Annotated in this window: 21 protein-coding genes and 2 pseudogenes; 11 read left to right on the top strand and 12 right to left on the bottom strand. The window is 64.1% G+C overall.

Annotated features, from left to right (window positions below):
* Positions 1-80 precede the first annotated feature (80 nt).
* Together pilB and FHY09_RS06110 are read right to left on the bottom strand one after the other, a co-directional pair.
* Entirely contained in the window at positions 81-1811 is a 1731-nt protein-coding gene (pilB, locus tag FHY09_RS06105; RefSeq protein WP_166925189.1) for a type IV-A pilus assembly ATPase PilB, read from the bottom strand.
* A 178-nt stretch (positions 1812-1989) separates the two neighbouring features.
* Entirely contained in the window at positions 1990-5031 is a 3042-nt protein-coding gene (locus tag FHY09_RS06110) for a fused MFS/spermidine synthase (protein ID WP_166925191.1), read from the bottom strand.
* Between the two features lie 391 nt (positions 5032-5422).
* Between FHY09_RS06110 and FHY09_RS06115 the strand changes: the two genes are divergently transcribed.
* From FHY09_RS06115 to FHY09_RS06140, 7 genes and pseudogenes are all read left to right on the top strand, one after another.
* Complete coding sequence (locus FHY09_RS06115) at positions 5423-5869, top strand: hypothetical protein (protein WP_166925193.1); 447 nt, start codon at positions 5423-5425, stop codon at positions 5867-5869.
* Positions 5866-6045, top strand: a complete 180-nt coding sequence (locus FHY09_RS16355) for a hypothetical protein (RefSeq protein ID WP_208407653.1) — start codon at positions 5866-5868, stop codon at positions 6043-6045. Before FHY09_RS06115 ends, FHY09_RS16355 begins: the two co-directional genes overlap by 4 nt.
* Before the next feature lie 12 nt (positions 6046-6057).
* Positions 6058-6270 (top strand): annotated as a pseudogene (locus tag FHY09_RS06120) (transposase); the annotation flags it as partial.
* Between the two features lie 764 nt (positions 6271-7034).
* Positions 7035-7481 carry a hypothetical protein gene (locus FHY09_RS06125; RefSeq protein WP_166925195.1) on the top strand — a complete coding sequence of 149 codons (447 nt, stop codon included), beginning with the start codon at positions 7035-7037 and terminating at the stop codon, positions 7479-7481.
* A 105-nt stretch (positions 7482-7586) separates the two neighbouring features.
* On the top strand, positions 7587-7967 hold the full coding sequence (locus tag FHY09_RS06130) for a hypothetical protein (RefSeq protein ID WP_166925197.1): 381 nt from the start codon (positions 7587-7589) through the stop codon (positions 7965-7967).
* 124 nt (positions 7968-8091) lie between these two features.
* The gene (locus FHY09_RS06135; RefSeq protein ID WP_166925199.1) at positions 8092-8538 is read left to right on the top strand and encodes a hypothetical protein; all 447 of its coding nucleotides are present in this window, start codon (positions 8092-8094) and stop codon (positions 8536-8538) included.
* Positions 8539-8647: 109 nt separating this feature from the next.
* Positions 8648-9145 (top strand): hypothetical protein, encoded by a 498-nt coding sequence (locus FHY09_RS06140; RefSeq protein WP_166925201.1) that lies wholly within the window; start codon positions 8648-8650, stop codon positions 9143-9145.
* A gap of 662 nt (positions 9146-9807) precedes the next feature.
* Here the strand turns inward: FHY09_RS06140 and FHY09_RS06145 are convergent.
* The 4 genes from FHY09_RS06145 to FHY09_RS06160 all read right to left on the bottom strand — a co-directional run bounded on the left by FHY09_RS06145 (position 9808) and on the right by FHY09_RS06160 (position 11715).
* Positions 9808-10086, bottom strand: coding sequence for a BPSL0761 family protein (locus FHY09_RS06145; protein ID WP_166925203.1), 279 nt, complete (start codon positions 10084-10086; stop codon positions 9808-9810).
* On the bottom strand, positions 10073-10450 hold the full coding sequence (locus tag FHY09_RS06150) for a hypothetical protein (protein WP_166925205.1): 378 nt from the start codon (positions 10448-10450) through the stop codon (positions 10073-10075). Before FHY09_RS06150 ends, FHY09_RS06145 begins: the two co-directional genes overlap by 14 nt.
* Before the next feature lie 319 nt (positions 10451-10769).
* Positions 10770-11186, bottom strand: coding sequence for a pilin (locus tag FHY09_RS06155; RefSeq protein WP_166925207.1), 417 nt, complete (start codon positions 11184-11186; stop codon positions 10770-10772).
* A gap of 106 nt (positions 11187-11292) precedes the next feature.
* Entirely contained in the window at positions 11293-11715 is a 423-nt protein-coding gene (locus FHY09_RS06160; RefSeq protein ID WP_166925209.1) for a pilin, read from the bottom strand.
* A gap of 366 nt (positions 11716-12081) precedes the next feature.
* On the opposite strand from FHY09_RS06160, the gene FHY09_RS06165 reads away from it, so the two are divergent.
* The 3 genes from FHY09_RS06165 to coaE are packed head-to-tail and all read left to right on the top strand — an operon-like array spanning position 12082 to position 14804.
* A complete protein-coding gene (locus FHY09_RS06165; RefSeq protein ID WP_166925211.1) occupies positions 12082-13341 on the top strand; it encodes a type II secretion system F family protein in 1260 nt (419 codons plus the stop codon).
* 3 nt (positions 13342-13344) lie between these two features.
* A complete protein-coding gene (locus FHY09_RS06170; RefSeq protein WP_166925213.1) occupies positions 13345-14208 on the top strand; it encodes a prepilin peptidase in 864 nt (287 codons plus the stop codon).
* Complete coding sequence (gene coaE, locus FHY09_RS06175) at positions 14205-14804, top strand: dephospho-CoA kinase (RefSeq protein ID WP_166925215.1); 600 nt, start codon at positions 14205-14207, stop codon at positions 14802-14804. Before FHY09_RS06170 ends, coaE begins: the two co-directional genes overlap by 4 nt.
* Before the next feature lie 379 nt (positions 14805-15183).
* On the opposite strand, the gene FHY09_RS06180 is transcribed toward coaE, so the two are convergent.
* The gene (locus FHY09_RS06180) at positions 15184-15390 is read right to left on the bottom strand and encodes a hypothetical protein (protein WP_166925217.1); all 207 of its coding nucleotides are present in this window, start codon (positions 15388-15390) and stop codon (positions 15184-15186) included.
* 637 nt (positions 15391-16027) lie between these two features.
* Here FHY09_RS06180 and FHY09_RS06185 point away from each other — a divergent pair.
* Positions 16028-16165, top strand: a pseudogene (locus tag FHY09_RS06185) (dephospho-CoA kinase); the annotation flags it as partial.
* Here FHY09_RS06185 and FHY09_RS06190 read toward each other — a convergent pair.
* From FHY09_RS06190 to rimK, 5 genes are all read right to left on the bottom strand, one after another.
* Positions 16166-18364 (bottom strand): hypothetical protein, encoded by a 2199-nt coding sequence (locus FHY09_RS06190; protein WP_166925219.1) that lies wholly within the window; start codon positions 18362-18364, stop codon positions 16166-16168. It lies immediately after the preceding pseudogene.
* A 461-nt stretch (positions 18365-18825) separates the two neighbouring features.
* On the bottom strand, positions 18826-20196 hold the full coding sequence (locus tag FHY09_RS06195) for a sensor histidine kinase (protein WP_166925221.1): 1371 nt from the start codon (positions 20194-20196) through the stop codon (positions 18826-18828).
* Positions 20159-20836, bottom strand: a complete 678-nt coding sequence (locus FHY09_RS06200; protein WP_166925223.1) for a response regulator transcription factor — start codon at positions 20834-20836, stop codon at positions 20159-20161. Before FHY09_RS06200 ends, FHY09_RS06195 begins: the two co-directional genes overlap by 38 nt.
* A gap of 147 nt (positions 20837-20983) precedes the next feature.
* Positions 20984-21475 (bottom strand): hypothetical protein, encoded by a 492-nt coding sequence (locus FHY09_RS06205; RefSeq protein ID WP_166925224.1) that lies wholly within the window; start codon positions 21473-21475, stop codon positions 20984-20986.
* A 239-nt stretch (positions 21476-21714) separates the two neighbouring features.
* The gene (rimK, locus tag FHY09_RS06210) at positions 21715-22593 is read right to left on the bottom strand and encodes a 30S ribosomal protein S6--L-glutamate ligase (RefSeq protein ID WP_166925226.1); all 879 of its coding nucleotides are present in this window, start codon (positions 22591-22593) and stop codon (positions 21715-21717) included.
* Positions 22594-22631: the final 38 nt, after the last annotated feature.

The raw sequence follows: 22631 nt of genomic DNA on the forward strand, positions 1-22631 counted from the left end.
AAATCGATTCAGCCCACCGCGACGGCCGGACGCGCCGCCGTCAGGCCGTTGCCGGCCTGATCCCCCTCCGCCCCAGTTGTTCAGTCCTTGGTGACGCGGTTGATTTCGGCGAGGCTGGTCACGCCCTTGCTGGCCTTCACCAGGGCGGACTGGCGCAGGTCGTTCACGCCGATCGCCTGGGCGGCCTCGGCGATCTGCAGCGCGTTGCCCCCGGCCAGGATGATGGTCGAGATCTCATCGGTCATCGGCATCACCTGGTAGATGCCGGTACGGCCCTTGTAGCCCTCGGTGCAGTCATCGCAGCCCACCGCCTCGTACAGCTCGATCCCCGCATCCAGCTGGGCCTGCGTGAAGCCTTCGGCCAGCAGTGCGTGCGCGGGCAGGTCGGTGCGCCGCTTGCAGTTGCTGCACAGCCGGCGCGCCAGCCGCTGGGCGATCACCAGCGTCACCGAACTGGTGATGTTGTACGGCGCGATGCCCATGTTCATCAGGCGCGCGATGGTCTGCGGGGCGTCGTTGGTATGCAGCGTGGACAGCACCATGTGGCCGGTCTGCGCGGCCTTGATCGCGATTTCCGCCGTTTCCAGGTCACGGATCTCGCCGACCATGATGATGTCCGGATCCTGGCGCAGGAACGAGCGCAGCGCCGCAGCGAAGGTCATGCCGCGTTTGTTGTTCTGCTGCACCTGGTTCACGCCGGGCAGGCGGATTTCCACCGGATCCTCGGCCGTGGAGATGTTGCGGGTTTCATCGTTGAGGATGCCCAGCGCGGTATACAGCGAAACCGTCTTGCCCGAGCCCGTCGGACCGGTCACCAGCACCATGCCGTACGGCTTGTGGATCGCCTCCAGGAACAGCTTCTGCTGGTCCGCCTCGTAGCCGAGCTTGTCGATGCCCAGCTTGGCCGCACTGCCATCGAGGATACGCAGCACCACCTTCTCGCCAAACAGCGTGGGCAGGGTGCTGACGCGGAAGTCGATCTGCTTGGTCTTGCTCAGGTTGAGCTTGATGCGCCCATCCTGCGGCACGCGCTTTTCGGCGATGTCCAGCTGGGCCATCACCTTCAGGCGTGCGGCCACGCGCTGGTTGAGCTTGACCGGCGCCCGCGCGACCATCTTCAGCAGGCCGTCGATGCGCAGGCGCACGCGGTAGTCGTCCTCGTAGGGCTCGAAATGGATGTCCGAAGCGCCCTTGCGGATGGCATCCACCAGCACCTTGTTGACGAACTTCACCACCGGTGTGTCATCGCCCTTGGCGTCGATGCCGGTATCCCCGCCCGCGCCACCGTCTTCATCACCGGCCGCCACGTCCAGGTTGGTCATGCCCTCGTCGTCGCCGCCGAGCGCGTCGTTCAGTGTGTCGTGGTGCTGCTGCCACTGCTCCAGCGTGCGGCGGATCTGGTCCTCGTCCACCAGGATCGGCTCCACCACCAGATTGGTGTGGAACTTGATCTCGTCCAGCGCATGGGTCGGGTTGCTGGTGCCGATGAACAGCTTGCCGCCGCGCTTGAACAGCGGCAGCACGTGGTGCTTGCGCAGCAGTTCCTCGCTGACCAGCCCGATGGCGTTCTGGCTGGCATCGAACACGCTCACATCGAACAGCGGCATGCCGAACTCCAGCGCATTGGCCGCAGCGAGCTGCGCCGCACTGACCACCTTGTTCTGTGCGAACCACTGCGGCAACGGCAGACGCGCCGCCGCGGCCTTGGCCATCGCATCACGGGCGGCGGTCTCGTCCAGCGCGCCATCCTGGACCAGGCGGCGCGCGATACCGGTGATGCCGACGAGGTTGGCCGTGCTGACAGCGTTCATGCGCACTCTCTCTGTAGCGGCTGCCGCCATGCATCCTTCACGGCTCGGCAGACCTGCGTATTGGCGGCGGCCACTCCCCTGGCTGCACGTGCCCATAGTAGCGGAGCGCGGCGTCCGGCGGACCCCCTGCTGCAGCCTGGTCCGCGCATCAGGGCACCCGGTCGGCCCCGGCCCCGCGTCACGGCGGGGGCCGGCCCAATGCGGCCATGAAAGTCACCAGGCGCAGCCGCGTACTGCCGCGGCTGATCGAATCCAGCGCTTCCCAGTGCCGGTCCGCCAGCGCGCGCGCCTGGCGGGTATCCCCGCTCGCCCACGCGGCGTGCTGCAGCGCGCCGAACAGGTAGTAGCCTGCGCGCGGGTCCGCCAGCAGCGCCGCCGCGTCCGCCCCGGCCAGCAGCCGCTGCCCGGCGGCCAGCACCTGCGCATGATCATCGGTGGCCGCTGCCGCCACCAGCGCCAGCGCATCGCTCACCGTGCCCGGTGACAGCGCACAACCCTGCCACGCCGGCGCCACCCACAGCGCGCGCCGCTCCTCCGGCGCCAGGAACGGAATGGTCGAACCGGCGAGCGAGAACACCAGGCCCACCGTCTCCACCGGGGTGGCCTCCAGTTCGCAGCGCGCGGCGAGCGTGCGCAGCGCATCGGCCAGCGCCAGATCCCCACCGCCGGGCAACGCATCGCCCTGCTGCAACCGGCCCGCCAGTTCACGTGCCGCCGTGCGGTACTGCAGCACCTGCAGCGACAGCTGCACGGCGTCCGCAGCGGGCAGCTCGGCGGCCGCGCGCGGCTCGCTGCCACCCCAGGCGCGCGACAGCGGCCACGGCGCCGTGGTGATTGATTCAACATCATCCACGAATGCCTGCCGGAACCGCGCCACGGGCGCCTCCAGCGTCAGCACGGGGTGGTAGTCCGAGTGCCGCGGCGAGGGGTACAGCGGGCCGTAGGCACGGAGCGCCGCATCGCCCATCGCGAAGGTGTCGCGCAGATCGTCCACCCCGCGCACGCCGATCCGCGCCAGTTCGTCACGCAGCGACGGCTGCTGGAAGATACCCCCGTTGAGCTCGGGCAGCCGCCCGTCCGGGGTCGCCACGATGATCAGGTCCACCCCGTTGGCCAGGTAGGCACGCGCATCGCTGAAGTGTGCCAGCAGGCCGTCCAGCACCGAGGCCACCAGTTCGGGCGTGATTTCATACAGTTGCAGCCACTGCACGAACACACCGCCCTCGTTGAGCTGGCGCGGCACGAAGGCATAGAACTCATCGCTGAACAACGAGGCGGTGCCGCCGACCCACGGATTGGATGGCTCCGAAACGATCAGGTCGTAGCGCTGACCGCTGCCGGCGAAGTGTGCCTTGGCATCGTCGATGACGATCTGCGAGCGCGGGTCATCAAAGGCCCGTGCCACCCGATCACCGAACAACCGCGCGCCCTCCACCATCGCCGGCTCGATCTCCACCGTATCCACGCGCCCTACCCGCGCATCGCCCAGCAGCGTGTGCGTGGTCAGCCCGGACCCGAAGCCGATCACTCCCACGCGCTCGAATCCGTTGCCCAGCGCCAGCGGCAGCGCGCCCAGCAGCACCATCGTGGATTCATCACCACTGGGGGTCTGCGCGAGGCTCACGGTCATGCCCGCATCCACCTTGCCGTTGGTTGCGATGGAGCGCACCGGGCCACTGCCGCGGTCGCTCTCGAACACCGAAACGGTTGCCGTCTGACCATCGCGGAAGAACAGCATCTGCGCGCTGTCCTGCAGCCGCGCGCCGCCATGCCGGTACACCGAAGAACTCAGCACCAGGGGATCGAACCGGACCAGCAGCAGCGACGCCAGCACGCCGGCCACACCCAGCCCGGCCGCGACCTGCGCACCCAGCCGGCTGGGCGGCGCATGGCCGGGCATGGGCCCGGGCGCGGATGACCGCGCCGGCCACAGCAGCCATAGACCCAATCCGATATCCACCACGGCCGCCACGAGCAGGGCGTACTTCAGGCCCAGCAGGGGCATCAGCACATGTACGGCCGCCAACACGCCCACGATCGCACCGACGGTATTGAACGCGTACACCTGACCGATCGCACGCTCGCCCTGCCCCTGGCGCAGCAGCGCAAGCGTGAGCAGCGGCAGCGTCATGCCGGCGAAGAACGCAGCGGGGAACATCACCGCCACTGAAATCACCGCGCTGGCGACGGTGTACAGACCATAGCCATCGGCACTGCGCACGATCACCTTCATCAGCCAGCCGACCCACTCGAAGGCCTGCGCGTAGACGAACATCGAGGCCAGCGCGGCCAGGCCCATCAGCACCTGCACCCAGCCTGCCACACGCAAGGGATCGGCCATGCGGTCCGCACGGTGTCGCAGCCACAGGCCGCCGAAGGCGATCCCGGCAATGAAGGCGGCCAGCATCAGCTCGAAGGAATGCAGCGTGGTGCCCAAGGCCAGTGACAGCATGCGCACCCAGGTGATTTCGTAGACAAACGAGGTCGCTCCCGTGAGCAGCGCGATGCACAACACCGCCCTGACCGGGCGTGATGCGTGCCGTGGGTGATCCGGCGGCGTCTGTGCGGGCGCCGGTGCCGGCACACCTGCAGGCGTCCGCACCAGCAGAAAGACCACAGCCGCCACCAGCAGGTTCAAGCCACCGGCCACCTTCACCGTGCCCGGCAGGCCCAGCGCCGGCAGCAGCAGGTACGTGGACGCCAGCGCGCCGATTGCCGCACCGATGCTGTTGGAGAAGTACAGCCCCGCCAGCACCCGCCCCTGCGCGTGCGGCTGCGTCCGCATGTAGCCCGCGCTCATGAGGGGAAAGGTCGCGCCGAGCAGGATGCACTGCGGCAGCACCAGCACCGTGGCCAGCACCCAGCGCAGCACCGTCGCACCCTGCCCCTGCAGGCTGGGCAGCAGATGCTCATAGGCCAGCCCGGTGGTTCCCCGGAAAGCGCCATCGAACACCAGTCCGAGCAGCCCGATCACCAGCTCCACGACGGCGTAGGCCAGCAGCGGACCGCGCAGCGCCGTGCTGCGGCGGCTGGCCCACCAGGCTCCGATCGCCATGCCGCCCATGAACAGGATCAGGACCAGTGACTGCGCGTAGGCGGAATGCCCGAGGAACAGGCCGAGGTACTGCGTCCAGATGGACTGGTAGACCAGCCCGGCGAAGCCTGAAAGCACGAACGTGCAGATCAGCCAGAGATCGAGGCGACGGACGGTGGGCGGCATCGGGGGCGGACTCCTGCATGCGAAAGCGAAGGGCCGCTGAAGACCCGTCCACGACGATACAGGGGGCCCGGCGACGGGTCGTGGATCGGACGTCATGGTCTTGGATCTTGGATCTTGGATGACCCGGAATAATGGGGGCGCGGCTGTATCAAGGAGGCGGGGGGGGGCGTGACGCTTCTGGCATCATGCAGAGCATCGGTCGCATCGTGCGTGGCGCTTAATGTCCAGTGAGCACGCTGATTCGCTGGAATGAGCGATGGAGCGTCCGACTGCAACGCCGAGGCCGGCTTGTCAGCGCCCCGGTGGAACCCGTGACGCAAAGCGATGCGTCCCGCCGCGAAGGTTGGGCTAGCATCTCCCACGAGCTCAGAATGCCTGCGAGGAAGTCACGATGCCCTTCGTCAACGAGTACATCTTGCCCGATGATGCTAGAAAATTTGATCTTGAGAATAGGAACGCGGAGCTCGCTACCGGGACCGGCGCCAGGGATTGGACGATTGACCACGATCGCGCCATTTATCTACGCCATATGTCGAAGGGTCGCGATGTGGACACCAGACACGAGCGCCTCTGGGATTTCCACTGGAAGGGAACCAACCTGACCGTCCGGCTAGACATTGTGAATGCGACCGGCAGACCCGGCGGCGCAGCGTGGACGCATTGGAGGCTGGTCAGGTTGAACGGCACGAACGGACTACCATCTTTGTTAAAACCCTACAGGCATCAGATACTTGATGACCTGACAGAGGCGTTGCGTGCATACAAAGACAATGGCGTCCTATCGAAGAGTATTGACTTCGAAGTGACGTTGGATATTGATGAGAATTGCGTGTTGTGAGCGATTCACTGACACATACCCAAGCCGCCGAAGCGCTTCTGAGCGATCCCGGCAGCTTCGAGACGCGCGAGCAGCTCGGAGCCCTCGTACGCCAAGTAGACGCGAACAGCTCAGGGAAAATTACGATCCTTTACAGCGGAAGGATCGGCTTCTTCATCGCCGGCAGGCGCTCGTAGGTCAGGGCCATTGGCGACGCGCGGGAACGCAAACAGGTGGAACGCTGGGAGAGCTGGAAGGCCAGCATGCGTGCCAAGGTCGAGCACCCGTTCCGGGCGATCAAACGTCAGTTCGGTTACCCCAAGGCGCGCTACCGCGGCTTGGCCAAGAACACGGCACAGGTGCTGACACTGTTTGCACTGTCCAATCTGTGGATGGTGCGCCGGCAGCTGCTGCCGGCATAGGGATCAATCCGTCCGCAGGTGCCTGCCAGCACCACCAAAACGGCGAAAAACCGCACATCTGGCGCGCCTGCCGGTCGTTGGTCGGGCCGAACCTCTAAATTAAGGACTCAGTGCTGATTGTTCAGAGCATCCTTAAGTCCTCGAATGGTAGCCGAGGCCTGCCACCGGCCCTGAAATCGTATCGATCCGACGTACTTATAGACCTTGAGCAAGCTTTGCGCGCTTATAAAGATGGCGACAACTTCTCGGTCAATAAAGATTATTCCGTTTTTTGGGACGTGGACAACGGGTGTGCGTTGTGAATGGCACCCTGACGGCGGACCAAGGCATTGGGGTGCTCTTAAGCCAACGGCAACCTGCAACAGCAGAACATTGTTGAGTGCATTGGCGGCGCAGGTTGAGGCGACGAACCGTGGGGCCATCGGGGGCCGACTCTTCAATACGAAAACGGAGGGCCGTGGTCGGCCCTGGCTGGAACGATACAGGGGCGTTGGAGAGCCGGCCCGGACCGGAGGTCATGTTTTGATCGGGGTCTGCGGTCGTGATTGGCACTGCAATGCGCGGGCGTGTGACCTTTTGCCTTGGTAGCCCGGTGCTCCCGCCAGATTCTGATGCCGGCTCAGGCCCGCTGCCTACAAGGACCGCAACGCCTCGGCGAGACCATGGAAACCGTCGGACGCATTGGGAAGGTCGGGAATCCGCCTCCACGGATCGCCACTCGGGTAGCATCCTTCCCACGCCAAGATGCCTGCACGGAGCCCGTGATGCCCTTCGTCAACGAATACATCTCTCCCGAGGATGCTGAAAAATATCGCCTGAAGGATATAGATGCAAAGCTGATCGGCGGAAACAAATCCCGGGACTGGACCATTGATCGCGAGCGCGGCATCTACCTGCGCAATGTTTCAATGGGTCGGGATGTAGATACCAAGCACGAAAGTCTCTGGACGCTCTACTGGAAGGGAGCAGAACTAGCTCTTCGGCTGGATATCGTGGCTGCGTCAGGAATACCGGGAGGCGCCGCCTCTACACACTGGAGACTCATGCAACTCAACGGCACTCGCGGTCTTCCTGCAGAATTTAAAAATCAGCAACAACAGATCTTGGCCGATCTTGAGGAAGCACTGCAGGCCTACAAGGATAACGGCGTGCTCTCGAAAAGCGACGAATTCGACCTGACGTTCGACACCGGCAGGGATCTAGTGCTGTAACACTTTCTGCAGGGCCCTCTAGAAACTTCGACCCTACGAATGCGAGCTGGACACCCGTACGACGACTGTAAAAAAACCTCACCTGAAGCGTCTAGAGCGCACTTCGTGGTCGGCAACGAATCTTTAGACTGGATTATGGATCGCAGTCGTGACAATTACCTCAAGATGTTGCAATGGCTGCATGTCTTGAAATCAATGGTTGCCGCTATGCACGCCTCCAAGCCGCTGCGGCTGGAACAGTCAGCTCACAACGAGCGCACATCAGCGCGGCGGCAGTTCAAGTGGGCAGCGCGGGCCTTGATCGCCCGGCGGTGTTACCCACCAGGCGATGGATCGCTGACCGCCTTTATGGCCAAACCTATGGAGTCCGAGTCGCTGTCTCTTCCGGCATCCTGTCAGGCGCTCACGGCGCTCGCCGCACCTCATCCCGTGATGCCCAGCGATCCCCAAGCATTGCTTTCGCAGATGATGACGGCAACGTGCTGATGCAAGCTCCCGCACAGTCCACAGTCTGGGTCAACCAAGCGACCACCTGGCCCTTGGGCCGCCGCAGCACCAGATGCTCGGGTAGCATCATTTCCACGCCCCTATCGCCAGCAAGGACCTCATGATGCCCTTCGTCAACGAATACATCTCTCCCGAGGATGCTGAAAAATACGCACTGGCAGAGATTGATGCCCAACTGCGGGCCGGCGGCATCTCACAACAATGGACTATCGACCGCGAGCGCGACATTTACCTGCGCATCGTCTCCCGCGGACGCGAGGAAGAGGACCGGCACGAAAGCCTGTGGTCGTTCTACTGGAAAGGAACACCTCTACTCCTGCGGCTCGATCTTCTTGATGCAGGTGGGAAAGCTGGCAGCATGGGTTGGTCGCGGTGGCAACTGGTGTATCTCAACGGATCCAAAGGTCTGCCGGTTGCCATGAAGCCCAATCAGCAGCGCATTCTTGACGACCTCAAGGACGCCCTCACTACGTACAAGGACAGTGGCGTCCTTGCACGTTGTACTGATTACACCGTGGTGCTGGAACTGGCTGAAGATTGCATCCTGTGATTACGCCAGCCACCGTCATGCAACGTATCGTGGTGGTCAGGAGTGATCCGTTCGTCATGACCATGAGCTGCGAACTGATGACAAGCCTCTGGGCCGCCCGCAGCATCGGATGCTCGCGCAGCATCTTTTCCACATCCCTATCGCCAGCAAGGACCTCATGATGCCCTTCGTCAATGAATACACCTCTCCCGAGGACGCCGAAAAGTACTGCCTCAGGGATATAGACGCAAAGGTGATTGGCGGCAACGAATCCCGAGACTGGACTATCGATCGTAGTCGTGACATTTACCTTCGAAATGTTGCGATGGGTCGCAACGAAGATACCAAACATGAGAGTCTCTGGACTTTTTACTGGAAGGGGTCGCTGCTTACGCTGCGCCTTGATCTTCGTGGAGGACAAGGGGCGGCAGGCGCTCCTGGTTGGTCGCACTGGCTGTTGGTATACATCAATGGCTCAGAGGGCCTCCCCTCGCCCCTTGAGCCGCACCGGCAGAACGTGCTGGATGACCTGCAGCAGGCATTGACCGCTTACAAGGACGGGGGTGTTTTCGCAGTCAACACCAGTTACAACGTGACGCTGGACCTGGCGGCGGACTGCGTTTTGTGACCACGCTACTTACCGCCCAGCAAGGCATCGAACTGCGAGGATGAGATCCCGCCGCTTACAACTGGCGTAAAAAGCTTGACAATCCGGCCGCCCTAGTCGGGGCGAACAGTCCTGGCAGGCGACGAGCTCGCCGACAGGATCGACCAGTGGCGCGTGTATGCCCAGCGCGGAAGCGATGGCCACACATGGCAGGCGATCCCACCCATCCCGAACGCGGCTGGACGCGCACCCTGCCGACGGCGCCGCAAGGTCAACGCAGCGGCAGATCCACTTCGACCGACCGGGACTGGGCCCTATCGAGAGCGCCACACCCTAGCGCGGGGCACGCCTGGACGTGCAGTCGCAGCAGAAGAGCGTCGCAGAGAGCGCTGCCACCCGTCAGCACGCCCTCGCAGCTTCGTTCAGGGCCCTGTATGTGCACATTGACTGGCAGCGTCATGGACAATTGCTCCTGACGCAGTCGAGTACGAAACGGCGAGCCAGCAGGCCCAGGAGCGCGAGATGGGCCGAGCACTGGCGCAGCAGAATGATCAGCAACTGCAGCAGATGGCGGGTGCGATGCAGCAAGCTTGATCCGCGTCCTTGGCGCGCGTCCCATCTGAACCGCGACGGGGCGCCCGTCCCGCATGACCCGCCGCCCAGAACGATGCCCGATCGGTCAGCTACGTGCCGCGTGCCTGGATGAGCAGCGCAAAGCTCTCGGCAGCGGCGGCGGTGAGTGCGCCACGGGGATACGCGGTCAGCCACTCCGGATCGATCTCGCTGCACAACTGGGTGCTCTCGCGGCCGATCAGGCGCAGGTCCCAATCGGTCGGGTAATGGCACGCCAACCGCGCCGCATGCATCCGCACTTCGACAGGGCACCCACGGTGTACCGCGAGTTCGATGAGAAACGCGCCGGTCTGGACGAGGTGGCGCATGCGTTCATCAGGCGTGGTCATGGCGTGCCCTGCTCGAATGACAGTGGATTGCGCTGCGTCTGCCTGGCGCATCGGACTTCAGGAGCATGACCACGGACTGCGAAAGATCGTGTCCGGTCACGAGCAGCGCCTCGATCAGGTTGGCATCGCGGAAGGGTACCTGGGCGCCGCACTCGTGGCTCAGCCGGGTGCTGTGTACGCGCTCAAGCAGCACGGCGAGGCCGCGCAGCTTGCGGCTGACCTGGGGTGCGCATCGCTTCGGGAGCCCCATGAACAGGGCTTCTTCCCGGGCAGCGCTGATGAGCTGGGCGCGCGGCGGAGAGGCACTATGGGCCTTCGGCACTTTTGGCAACACGTACAGGGGTGGAGACGACGAGCTGGGCATGCAGACCTCGCAACGTAGAGGCCACCTGCGCCGAAGCGCAGGTGGCGGACGGTGCGGGTTGGCATACCGGTCAGATAAGACCTAAAAACCCGGCGGATCAGGGATCCCCGCGCACCGCCCGCCAATGAACCGGCAAGGCAGTGCATTCTCCGCCGGTGCCCGAAGGCGCACAACAGAGGCTAGGTCTATATCTGAGTCGGGATGCCAATCCCGGCTGACGATGCTGCTGTCAGCCGGGTCAGAGTGCTCGCTGGACCCACTTTTCGTCTATGAGGAAAGCTGCGGAGTGCCGCAGACGTCGCAGGCCCGCCGTCACGCGTCAGATACCGACACAGCCGAACGGCCGGATGTCCTCGTCGAACGCGCTGGCGTCGCAGGTCCAGGTGCCTTCCGACGAGCGCCGCAGTACCAGCGCCTTGGCGTTGACCTGGCTGTTACCGTTGACGGTGCAGGTGATCGTGCCCACTCCGGTACTGGCCAGTTCGGCATCGATGGCCGGGCAGCGCTCGGTCAGCGTCAGGCCGAGGTAGTCGGCATCGACTGCGGATGCGTCACTGCTGTTCTGCGCCACCTGCTCCATGGTGGTCTTGCCCGGACGGATGTCGGCCAGTGCCGCACCCAATTGCGCCTTCGAGATGTAAGTCTGATAGAGCGGCAGCGCAATCGCCGACAGGATGGCGATGATGGCCACCACGATCATCAGCTCGATCAGCGTAAACCCCTGAGTTCTTTTCACACTTCCCCCTGTAGTACAGATGACTCCCCGTCATCGTCAGAGCAGTTTCCGTGCCAAGAAAAAGGCCCCGCAATGCGGGGCCTTCGTCGCAAACCTTGCAGCTGGATTACGGGGTGGTCGGCGCCGCGCAGCCGGTCGGGATGAACTCAGCGTCCAGACCGGTGGCCGAGCAGGTCCACACGCCGGTGTCAGCGCGGGTGAGGGTCAGGGTGTTACCCGCAACCTTCGAGTTGCCCTTCAGCTCGCAGGCAATGGTGGCTTCGCCAGTGGCGGAAGTACCGGTGCCGGAGATGGCGCAACGATCGGTGGATTCAGCAAGACCGATCTCGGTGACATCGGCGTAGTCCTTGCCTTCATTCAACAGAACCTCAGCCTGGGTCTTCCCCGGGGTGATTTCGGCCAGGCCGGCGGTGGCCTGCGACTTGGCGACGTAGTTCTGGTAAGCCGGCAGTGCGATGGCGGCCAGGATGGCGATGATCGCGACAACGATCATCAGTTCGATAAGGGTGAAGCCCTTCTGGTTCTTCATTTTGATACATCCCCAAGTGAGTGGTTGGTAACAGGCACTACGACCAGCCGGTGGCAGCCACCGGTTGAGCGGGACGCAGTGCCTTGCAATGGGAGTGCAGCAGGTTGCGTGCCAACTTCCCCGGCACCTGCAGACCTATTCCCCCGGCGCAATGATGGCAGCAATTTCGGGATTGGGAACCCCCCGCCGCCGATTCTGCGACGAACCCGACAATGTGACGCAGTGCGTCACCTTTGGCCGTAAGCGTCACTGTCGGTCCGGTCAGTCGACGCGGCGCACTGCCACACGGGCCGGGAATCCGCTAGCATCAGCATCTCGTGCCTGCTGGGGATGGCAGGCTGGGGATGGCAGGCCGGGGAGCCAGAAATGTCCGCTAGTCGCAGTGCGATCAAGAAAGAGCCGGTGGTGCGCAACACAATGGAGCTGGCGCCGTTTGTCTGGGAGGGGACCGACAAGCGGGGCGTGAAGATGAAAGGGGAGCAGCTGGCCAAGAATGCCAACCTGCTCAAGGCCGAGCTGCGCCGCCAGGGCATCACGCCCAAGGTGGTCAAGCCGAAGTCGAAGCCGTTGTTCGGCGCGGCCGGCAAGACCATCAAGGCCAAGGACATCGCGTTCTTCAGTCGCCAGATGGCGATCATGATGAAGAGCGGCGTGCCGATCGTATCGTCGCTGGAGATCATCGCCAGCGGCCACAAGAATCCGCGCATGACCAAGCTGGTCGACAGCATCCGGACCGACATCGAAGGCGGTTCATCGCTGTATGAAGCCATCAGCAAGCACCCGGTGCAGTTCGATGAGCTCTACCGCAATCTGGTGCGCGCCGGCGAAGGCGCCGGTGTGCTGGAAACGGTGCTGGAGACCATCGCCGGCTACAAGGAAAACATCGAAGCGCTGAAGGGCAAGATCAAGAAGGCCCTGTTCTATCCGATCATGGTCGTGGTTGTCGCGTTGCTGGTCAGCTCGATCATGCTGATTTTCGTGGTGCCGCAGTTCGAGGACGTGTTCAAGGGCTTTGGTGCCGAGCTCCCGGCCTTTACCCAGATGATCGTCAATCTCTCCAGATTCGTCGTCAGCTGGTGGTGGTTGATGCTGCTGGTGATCGGCGGTGCGGTGACCGGCTTCATCATGGCCTACAAACGCTCACCGGCCATGCAGCACGGCATGGACCGCTTCATCCTGAAGGTGCCGGTGATCGGCAAGATCATGCACAACAGTGCGATCGCGCGCTTCGCCCGCACCACCGCCGTGACCTTCAAGGCCGGTGTGCCGCTGGTGGAAGCCCTCGGCATCGTGGCCGGCGCGACCGGCAACAAGGTCTACGAAGAATCCGTGCTGCGCATGCGCGAGGACGTGTCGGTCGGCTATCCGGTCAATGTGTCCATGAAGCAGGTCAACCTGTTCCCGCACATGGTGGTGCAGATGACCGGCATCGGCGAAGAGGCCGGCGCGCTGGATACCATGCTGTTCAAGGTGGCCGAGTACTACGAGCAGGAAGTGAACAACGACGTCGATGCGCTCAGCAGCCTGCTGGAGCCGATGATCATGGTCTTCATTGGCGTGGTCGTTGGCGGTATGGTGATCGGCATGTACTTGCCCATCTTCAAACTCGGCGCGGTGGTTGGCTGACCCATGGCTTTTCTCGATCAACACCCGGCCCTCGGCTACCCCGCCGCGGCCGGTCTCGGACTGCTGCTCGGCAGCTTCCTGAATGTCGTCATCCTGCGCCTGCCCAAGCGGCTGGAATGGGAGTGGAAGCGCGATGCGCACGAAGTGCTGCAGGAAGAGGACATCTACGAGCCGCCCCCGCCGGGGATCGTGGTGGAGCCGTCGCACTGCCCGCACTGCAAGCACAAGCTGTCCTGGTACGAGAACATCCCGCTGGTAAGCTGGGTCATCCAGGGTGGCAAGTGCCGCCACTGCAAGGCCCCGATTTCCATCCAGTACCCGCTGGTGGAACTGCTCACGGCGGTGCTGGTGCTGGCCAGCGTGTGGCAGTTCGGGTTCGGCTGGCAGGGCTTCGGCGCGATCGTGCTGAGCTGTTTCCTGGTGGCGCTGTCCGGCATCGACATGCGGACCCAGCTGCTGCCGGATCAGCTCACCCTGCCCTTGATGTGGCTGGGCCTGATCGCCAGCGTGGACAACCTCTACATGCCCGCCAAGCCTGCCCTGCTGGGCGCACTGGTGGGGTACCTGGTGCTGTGGTCGGTGTGGTGGCTGTTCAAGCAGCTCACCGGCAAGGAAGGCATGGGCCATGGCGATTTCAAGCTGTTGGCCGCGCTGGGCGCCTGGTGCGGCCTGAAAGGCGTGCTGCCGATCATCCTGCTGTCGTCCGTGGTGGGGGCGGTGATCGGCTCGATCTGGCTGTACAGCCGCGGCCGTGACCGCGCCACGCCCATTCCTTTCGGGCCGTACCTGGCGCTGGCCGGCTGGCTGGTCTTCATGTGGGGCGAGCCGCTGATCGACGCCTACCTGGATTACGCGAACCTGCGATGAGCCGGTTCGTGGTCGGCCTGACCGGCGGCATCGCCTCCGGCAAAAGCGCGGTGGCCTCCCGCTTCAAGGCGCTCGGGGTCACCGTTGCGGATGCGGATCTGGCCTCTCGCGCGGTGGTCGCGTTGGGCAGCCCGGCCCTGGCGCAGATCGCCGAGCGGTTCGGTCCGCACATGCTGCTCGCCTCGGGCGAACTGGATCGCGCGCGCCTGCGCGCCCACATATTCGCCGACACCGCCGAACGCAAGGCGCTAGAGGCCATCACCCACCCCGCCATCCGCACTCTGCTGCGTGAGCAGTGCGAACAGGCCGATGGGCCGTATGCGATCGCCGACATTCCGCTGTTGGCCGAGGCCGGTGGGCGCACCGCCTATCCGTGGCTGGATCGCATACTCGTGGTGGATGCGCCGGTGGCCGTCCAGCTGCGCCGGCTGATGGCCCGCGATGGCATAGACCGAGCGCTGGCAGAAACGATGGTGGCGGCCCAGGCCAGCCGCGAGCAGCGCCTGGCGCTGGCCGATGACGTGGTGGTCAACGACGGTCCGCTGGACGCGCTGCAACGGGCGGTCGAACGGCTGCACGTTAGATACGCTGGGTGAAGATTAAAAAATCTACTCTCTTCTGACCGGAAGCACTTTACGCTGACGCCCCATGAATCACGCAGTTCCGAAGGCCGACTTCACCGCGCGACTGCCCTTCACCATCGATTCTTCTCAGAAGCTCCAGAATTTTTTGGACTACTTTTTATTTTAAACAATGGGGTCGCGCGCCACATTCGCCTGCGATAAAAGCCAAATCTCCAACTCTCTTTCTTCGCGCAAAAGAACTACCAAGCCCAATCATTACTCCCTCAGAAACGCACTCATCAACGTTGACAAAAACGTAATAAAACAGTTCACGCTCGTTATTGATCCAGGCGTTGCGATTGACTCGTACCCGCCACTCAGCGACCCATGAAAAAAGGAGCAACGCATTCCATTAACCATCTTTTGATACACCGAAATAGCCACCTGATTCTCCCACACAACGATTTTCGCGATCAATCGCTTTGTAATACCAGAAAACCACAAGATCCTGCTCACGCACTCTTAAGCCAAAGTTTTGCACGTGGTGATTTATATTCACCTTCCCGCGGAGCGTCTGCCCCGGACGCACAATCACATCCTCTGGAACGGGGTCACTCATGACTACGGACTGGGGCAGTGAATTCCCCGTCTGAAGTCCGACAGCCGTTATCACGACAGCTCTTGTCCAGCTCCACGGCAACATATGCCGCGGCAATATAATATCCGAATGACTCGAATTCCTTAATTCGAAATCCAATTCATCGCCTTGCCGTTTAACAAGGTAAGCGCTTATAGATGGGGCACACCCGCCAGCCCAAGCGAGGTTAGGCATCAAAGTGGCAGATAAAATAAGCGTCATGAGCAATGCCCGAAGGGCAGTCAACCTACGGCCCCGACTCATACCTCCTCCGCGAGTTTTTGAGGACACTAGTCCGATGCTCAATGGCGCCCAAACAACTATCGCCGGCGCAGAACAGTTTACGCCGCTCAGACAAGCAGGCCAGCTCTGCGTCATAAGCACGCAATTCAGACGCATCATTCTGACTAAGGGTATCAAAACCTACGACAGTCCCTCGAGATCTGGCTTTGCACGGATTAGAACCCATTGCTAGCAGATCACGTACGTGAACCATCTCATGGCGGAATACGCAGTCGCCTAAACACCGTGACGCATACGCACTGACCGCCAATACCTGCGGACTGATCCCCCCTAAACCATCACACGCAACTGTATTCGAGTATGGCATAGCCGGGTAGTGGTGGCGGCCCAGGCCAGCCGCGAACAGCGCCTGGCGCTGGCCGATGACGTGGTGGTCAACGACGGTCCGCTGGACGCGCTGCAACGGGCGGTAACGCAGCTGCACACGGGCTACCTGCGGCGCGCCGCCTGCTGATCACAATCGCTGGCTTTCGCCTTCCGTAGTGAATCCCTCGTTGAGCAGCATCCAGGCGATCTCCGCCTCGGAGTAACGTTCGTCCTGCTGGAATGTCGGCCGAACAAGGATGTTGGCCCCCCTCTCCCGCGGATCGAGCTGATAGCGTACGCCCTCTGCGGTGGTCACCGGCAGGAAGCGGACTTCACCGCGCTGCCCATCGGCGTCGGTATAGGTCAGTGTGGAATCCGCGAAGCGGAACCGGGCAGGCGACGACGCAGTGGGCTGGCTGGGAGCGGGCAACTGGAGCATGCCCATCTGTTTCAGCCGGTCGATCACATCCGTGGGGTTGTACACCGCGCCCAGGCGTATGGCTTGAGCGATCGCGAATTCGGTGTCCTCCGGCGTCCGGCCCTCCAGGATCCGCCGACCGTGCCGCCCCATTTCCGGCCCGAACCGCAATGCGCCACTGTTGCCGTTCCTGTCCGCATACACCAGATGATCGCCACACCTGATGAAGCTGTTGAAATAAAGCCTGAAGGGTTGCGGTTCACCCTCGACCTGCACACTCACCGGGGCGAAAACCTCCGCCCGCGTACTGCAGTCGAGGTGATCATGAGGGGCCTGCCACGACAGGGTTTCCTCGGCGTTGACCAGCAGGTTGGATAGGGGCTCGGCCAACACGGCGCCCTCTGGGAGGTCAGCGGGGGCGGCAAGGCTGTCATCGGGTGGCAGGTAGCGCATGCCCGTCACCTCCTGCAGGCCGTCGACCAACCCCTCCAGCGTTTCGGCCGACACCGTCAGCCGATGCACGGTGTCTTCCACGCTGACCTGGCCGGCCATGTCGTCATGCACCCGCAGGAAACCGGCCCGCACGCCCCCGGTGTCGCCGTGCTGCTGGTTGACGAAGTAGGCGATCAGGTGTTGCCGCGTGCCGCCCAGTCCGGTGTGCTGCATGATCCGGAAGGTATTGCGCTGCAGCCACGGCAGCTGGGCGGGAGGCGTGTCCGCCGGGTTCGACGGGCGCCACAGTGAAATGCTCACCGCCGAGAACATGGCATCGGTCCCCAGCGGCTCGGAGTCCACCGCCGTGCCCGCCGCCAGGGCGCCCAGTCCGCCGAAACGCTGCACGTGCAGTCCGCGCATTGCCAGCGGGATCTCCTCACGCAGCAGTTCGGTCGTGGACCAGGTTCTGGCCTCGCCGGCGCAGGCGTCGGTGAACGGCAGCAGGTCCTTGAACCGTTCCACGGCATCATGGGCAATGCAGAAACGCAGCGGCGTGGTCCAGTGGCGCGTCTTCCTCAATTGCGCCGCCACTGCCGGGGCGTGGGCGGCACGGATGCAGGGGGGCAGAAACTGCCGCGACAGCGTGGCCACCGTATCCTCCGGTGCCGCACCGTAGTCTTCGGCGCTGGTGATCGCCGTCGGCGCGGTCGTGCCGCCCGCCTGCGCCGTCACATGCGTGCGCGCGCCCGTGTGCTGATCACGTGCCGCTTCTCTGGCGCGGGCCTTCTCGCCTGCCGTGTCGGAAGAAAGCGACGGCATGGCCTGCTTGCTGCTGGTGCCGGCATTGGCAGACATCGCCGCGGGATTCCGCGCCGCGCCCACTGATCCAACGCGCGGCGGCGGCAGCCAGTCATCTCCTGGGCGACGCACGGCGTTGCGGGCGGGCGTGAGCCTGAGCGTCGCCGATGCCCGTCGGCCCGATGCGCCCGCCGCGCCTGCTCTCGCGGCAGGCGCGGGTTTGGGCGGCCGGGGCCGCGCCTTGGGCCGGCCCCGCCGGGCTGCGTCGGCACCGGGCATCGGCCAGGCGCTGCCGTACGCGTCTGCAGGCGCCAGACCAAAACCGGGCAAGAGTCCGCGGACGTGAGCACGCGCATCGACAAGGGCCAGCTCGCCAACCCCGGTGGCGTTGACAGGCAATGGCGGCCGGGCCGGGCCTGGACGTGGCATGCCGCTCCATCCCAGGGTGGGCACATCGGTGGCGGGCGCCGGCAGGGCGAGGATGTTGCGCATGCCGCGCAGCGCGTTCAATCCGGCGCGAAGGCCCCGCACAATGTCCACCACGCGCTGTACCTGCGGGGCCGACGAGGCCCGCTCGTCCGTGCCTGTCAGATCGTACAGCCAGGCTCCGATGGCGAGCGCCAGTACCAGCGGTTCGTGGTCCGGCGCATTCTGCACCGCGCTGGGCAACAGGCTTTGCAGCGACTGGCGCAGCACTGCCAGGCACGCTGCCGGCAGCAGTGCGGTCAGCGGGACATGGCGCAGCGAGGCGAGCAGGTTGCCACGCTGCGCTTCGGTCAACGTGCGGTAGATCTGATACGCGGTATGAAGATGGGCCGCGCCGGGCACCCGCTGGCCGGCGATCCGCACCACCTGCGCCCTGCCGATGGCCGCCGCCCAGTCCGCCAGTTCACTGCCGACGCCCTGGGCCATTGACGGCAGGCAGCCCGCATGCGGCAGGCTCGCATTACCCAGCCTTATGTTGTCGATCACCCGCGGACTGGGCACAAGCGAGGACAGGAAGGGCAAGGGGTTGATGACGCCGGTGAAGCTGCAGGTACGAGTCGGACTCAGAGGCATGGCAGGTGACTGGGCATCAAGGCTGCGAAACCCCGAATTTCACCTGCGTGCTGGCCAGGCGCTTGCAGGATGCGCGCATCTCGCAAGCTGCCGCGTTGTCAGAGCACCTTTGGTGCGAACGTCAGCGTTGCGATCACCCCGCGCCCGGATCCGGGCCGGACATTGACCTGCCAGCCATACAGATCGCACAGCCGGCTGACGATCGACAAACCGATGCCGCCCCCCTGCGAATGCCCCGCATGCGTGCCGCGATATCCGCGCTGGAACAGCTTGGCCGCATCTTCTTCGCTCAGGCCCGGGCCGCTGTCGGTCACGGTGACGCGGTCGGTGCCCACGTGCACGCGCACCTCGCCGTCCTGCGAATACTTGACCGCATTGCCGATCAGATTGCCCAGTGCCACCGACAGGGCTGCCTCCGGCGCCTCGATCACCAGGTCGCGGCCGCCCTCCAGCACCAGCGCCAGCGGCTTGCCACCCAGCTGCGCGCGGTGTGATTCGATCAGCTGCTCGGCCACCCGGGCCACGTTGCTGGTGCCCTGCCCGCGCTCGTTGCGCGACAGCAGCAGCAGCGCGCCGATCAGGTCGCTGCACTGCAGTTCCGCACGCTGGATGCGCTGCAGGCGTTGCAGCACTTTCCCGTCGATGTCCGGCCGCGCCAGCAGCAGTTCGGTGGCACCGCGGATCACCGCCAGGGGCGTGCGCAGTTCATGGCTGACGTCGGCATTGAACTCACGGTCACGCTGGACCACTTCGGTCAGACGTGCGGCGTAGTCATCGAGCGCCTGCGCGAGCTGGCCCACCTCGTCGTCGGGAAAGCGCGGGGCCAGCGGCTCCGGTTCGCTGGTGCCGCCGCGGTAGGCGCGCAGGCGGCGTGCGAGGTCGGATACCGGCTTCATCACCTTCGAGGCCGACCACCACCCCAGCAGCAAAGACAGCAGGCTGAAGACCAGCACGGACAGGAACAGCGCACGCTTGAGCTGCTGCTCGCCGCGGATGCTCTCGGTCATGTCGTAGGCGAGGAAGAACCAGGCGTCAGCGGTCTTGCGCACGGCCAGCTTGTAGGAGAACGGCTTGCCGGTTTCATCCACGCCGCTCATGCCGTGGATGCCGTCCTTGAACTCATACCAGTCGGGCTCTTTCTCGCGCAGCGCCTCGAACTTGTCCGGCCCCACCACCTGGCCCCACATCTGCTGCACGGGCAGCTGGGGCCTGCCATCGGGATCCTGGTAATAGCGGTGCGCGTACTCGTCGATGTTGCGGTTGAGGACATCCTCGACCAGCTGGTTCTCCACGCGCGTGCGCGCCCAGTTCGTGGCGAACGCGAACAGCGTCGTCAGGCAGAACCCGAACAACAGGAACGAGACGATGATGCGGCTGCGCAGCCGGCGACGGTAGGGTCCGCGTCGGCGACCTGCCCTCTCGGCCACCGGATCAGGCTTCCGGGACGGCGATCCGGTAACCGATGCCATGGCGCGTCTGGATCAGCGGCACCTCGAACGGCTTGTCCACCACCGCACGCAGGCCATGGATGTGCACACGCAGCGAATCCGAATCCGGCAGTTCTTCGCCCCACACGCGGGTTTCCAGCTCCTGGCGGGTGACCACCGCCGGAGCGGCTTCCATCAGTGCCTGCAGGATCTTCAGCGCGGTGGGATTGAGCTGCAGCAGTTTGCCCTGGCGACGCACTTCCAGCGTGTCCAGGTTGTATTCCAGGTCACCGGTTTCCAGCACCCGGGTCTGTACGCCCTTGCCGCGGCGGGACAGCGCGTTCAGACGCACCTCCACTTCCTGCAGCGCGAACGGCTTGATGAGGTAATCATCAGCCCCGGAATCGAATCCGGCCAGCTTGTTGTCCAGCGAGTCGCGCGCGGTCAGCATCAGCACCGGCGTCTGCTTGCGGGCGTCGTTGCGCAGCTTGCGGCAGACTTCGATGCCGTCCATGCCCGGCAGGTTCAGATCCAGCACGATCGCATCGAACTCATGCACCACGGCCAGGTGCAGGCCGGTGACGCCGTCGGCGGCGAAATCCACCGTGTGCCCACGGTCTTCCAGGTAATCACCCAGGTTGGCCGCAATATCGCTGTTGTCTTCGATGACGAGAATTCGCACTGTGACCTCTGTTTCTTGAAGGGGCGCCCGGCCAGGCCGCGGCAACCCGCCAAGGGGTCGCCGCGCCTGCCCATCGCCGGCTGGCAGTCACCATACAGGCCCGAGCATTAACATTTCACTGGAACGGGCGCGTAGGGCGCGTCAAGATCAGAGCGTGTCGGTCTTCGGAGCCACGCGATTGTAGTTGCGCAGGACGTCGCGGGAGTTCTCCATCAGCTCGCGGCGCTGGGCCACGGTCATGCATACCTGCATGGGACGGTTGCTGCCCGTGGTGCGTTCACGACGGCATACGACACGGCTGTCGGCATGAGCGCGGGTCAGGATGGTGTTGATCAGTTCCTGGTCGTTGTAGATCTCGGTGCGGAACTGCGGATTGACCTGCTCGATGGTGGAGTGCTCACCCACCTTGGTGCGGATGCGGCTCAGTGCGGCCTGCACCTTGCTCTTGTCCTCCAGGCCCACCTCGCTGTACTCCTCGGTGGCCAGCGCGCGTTCAACGCGGGTGAGCTGCTCGGCGACAGTCTCCTTCACATCCAGCTGGACCACGCCGTCCTTGGCGGGTGACGAATCGATCTTGGCATGGGCCGTGCCCGCCAACGCCAACGAGACAGCCAAGAACGCGATCAGGTGCTTCTGCATCGGGACATCCTCCGTGAATGAATCCCAACTGTACGAGTGCTTCGTTGACGGAACAAGCGCCTGCCGGCCGTGGCGACAAAAAAAAGGCCCGGACGTTTCCGTCCAGGCCTGAAGCATGAATCCCGATGACCGATCCCTGCCAGGGCAGAGCTGCGGTCCAGTGACGTTACCGGGTAGCCGATTAAAGCGTCGTTAAAAGCCCGCCCCTACCCACTACGATTTGATAATTCGTCCTTAAATCAACGGGCTACGAGCTTCTCAACGTGTGCGATGACGCGCGAGGCAATGTCGACCTCGCACGCCGCCTCAATGCCCTCAAGCCCCGGGGTTGAATTGACCTCCAGTACCAGGGGTCCCCGTACGGAGCGGATCAGGTCCACCCCGGCCACCGACAGGCCCAGCGCCTTGGCCGAGCGGACCGCCACCTGTTGCTCGGCGCGCGTGGCCTTGGCCGCCACGGCCGTGCCACCGGCGTGCAGGTTGGAGCGGAAATCGCCCTCGGCCGCCTGCCGGCGCATGGACGCAACCACCTGATCGCCCACCACCAGGCAGCGGAGATCGGCGCCTTCGGCCTCGCCGATGAACTCCTGCATCAGGAAGTTGGCGTACAACCCGCGCAACGCCTCCACGATGCCGCGCGAGGCACTGGGCTTTTCGGTCAGGATCACCCCGCGCCCCTGCGTGCCCTCGTTGAGCTTCACCACGTGCGGTGCCGGGCCGAGCATGGACAGCAGGTCCACGGTGTCATCCGGGTTGTCGCCGAACACGGTGACCGGCATGTCGATGCCCTTTGCCGCCAGCAGCTGGTGGGCGCGCAGCTTGTCGCGCGAGCGCAGGATGGCGTCGGACGGGTTGGGGGTCACCGCCCCCATCAGCTCGAACTGGCGCAGCACGGCCGTTCCATAGCGGGTCACCGACGCGCCGATGCGGGGAATGACCGCCTCCACGCCCGTCAGCGGGCGCCCCTTGTAATGCATGGTGAAACCGTCCGCCGCGATGCGCATATAGCACCGCAACGGGTCCAGGACACGCACGGTGTGGCCACGCTTGCGGGCCGCATCGACCAACCGGCGCGTGGAGTAAAGCTTGGTGTTGCGGGAAAGGATGGCGAGCTTCATCAGGACGGCCGGTAGACAAGCGCGCAGCATAGCGTGGC

The organism is Xanthomonas sp. 60, assembly GCF_011761925.1.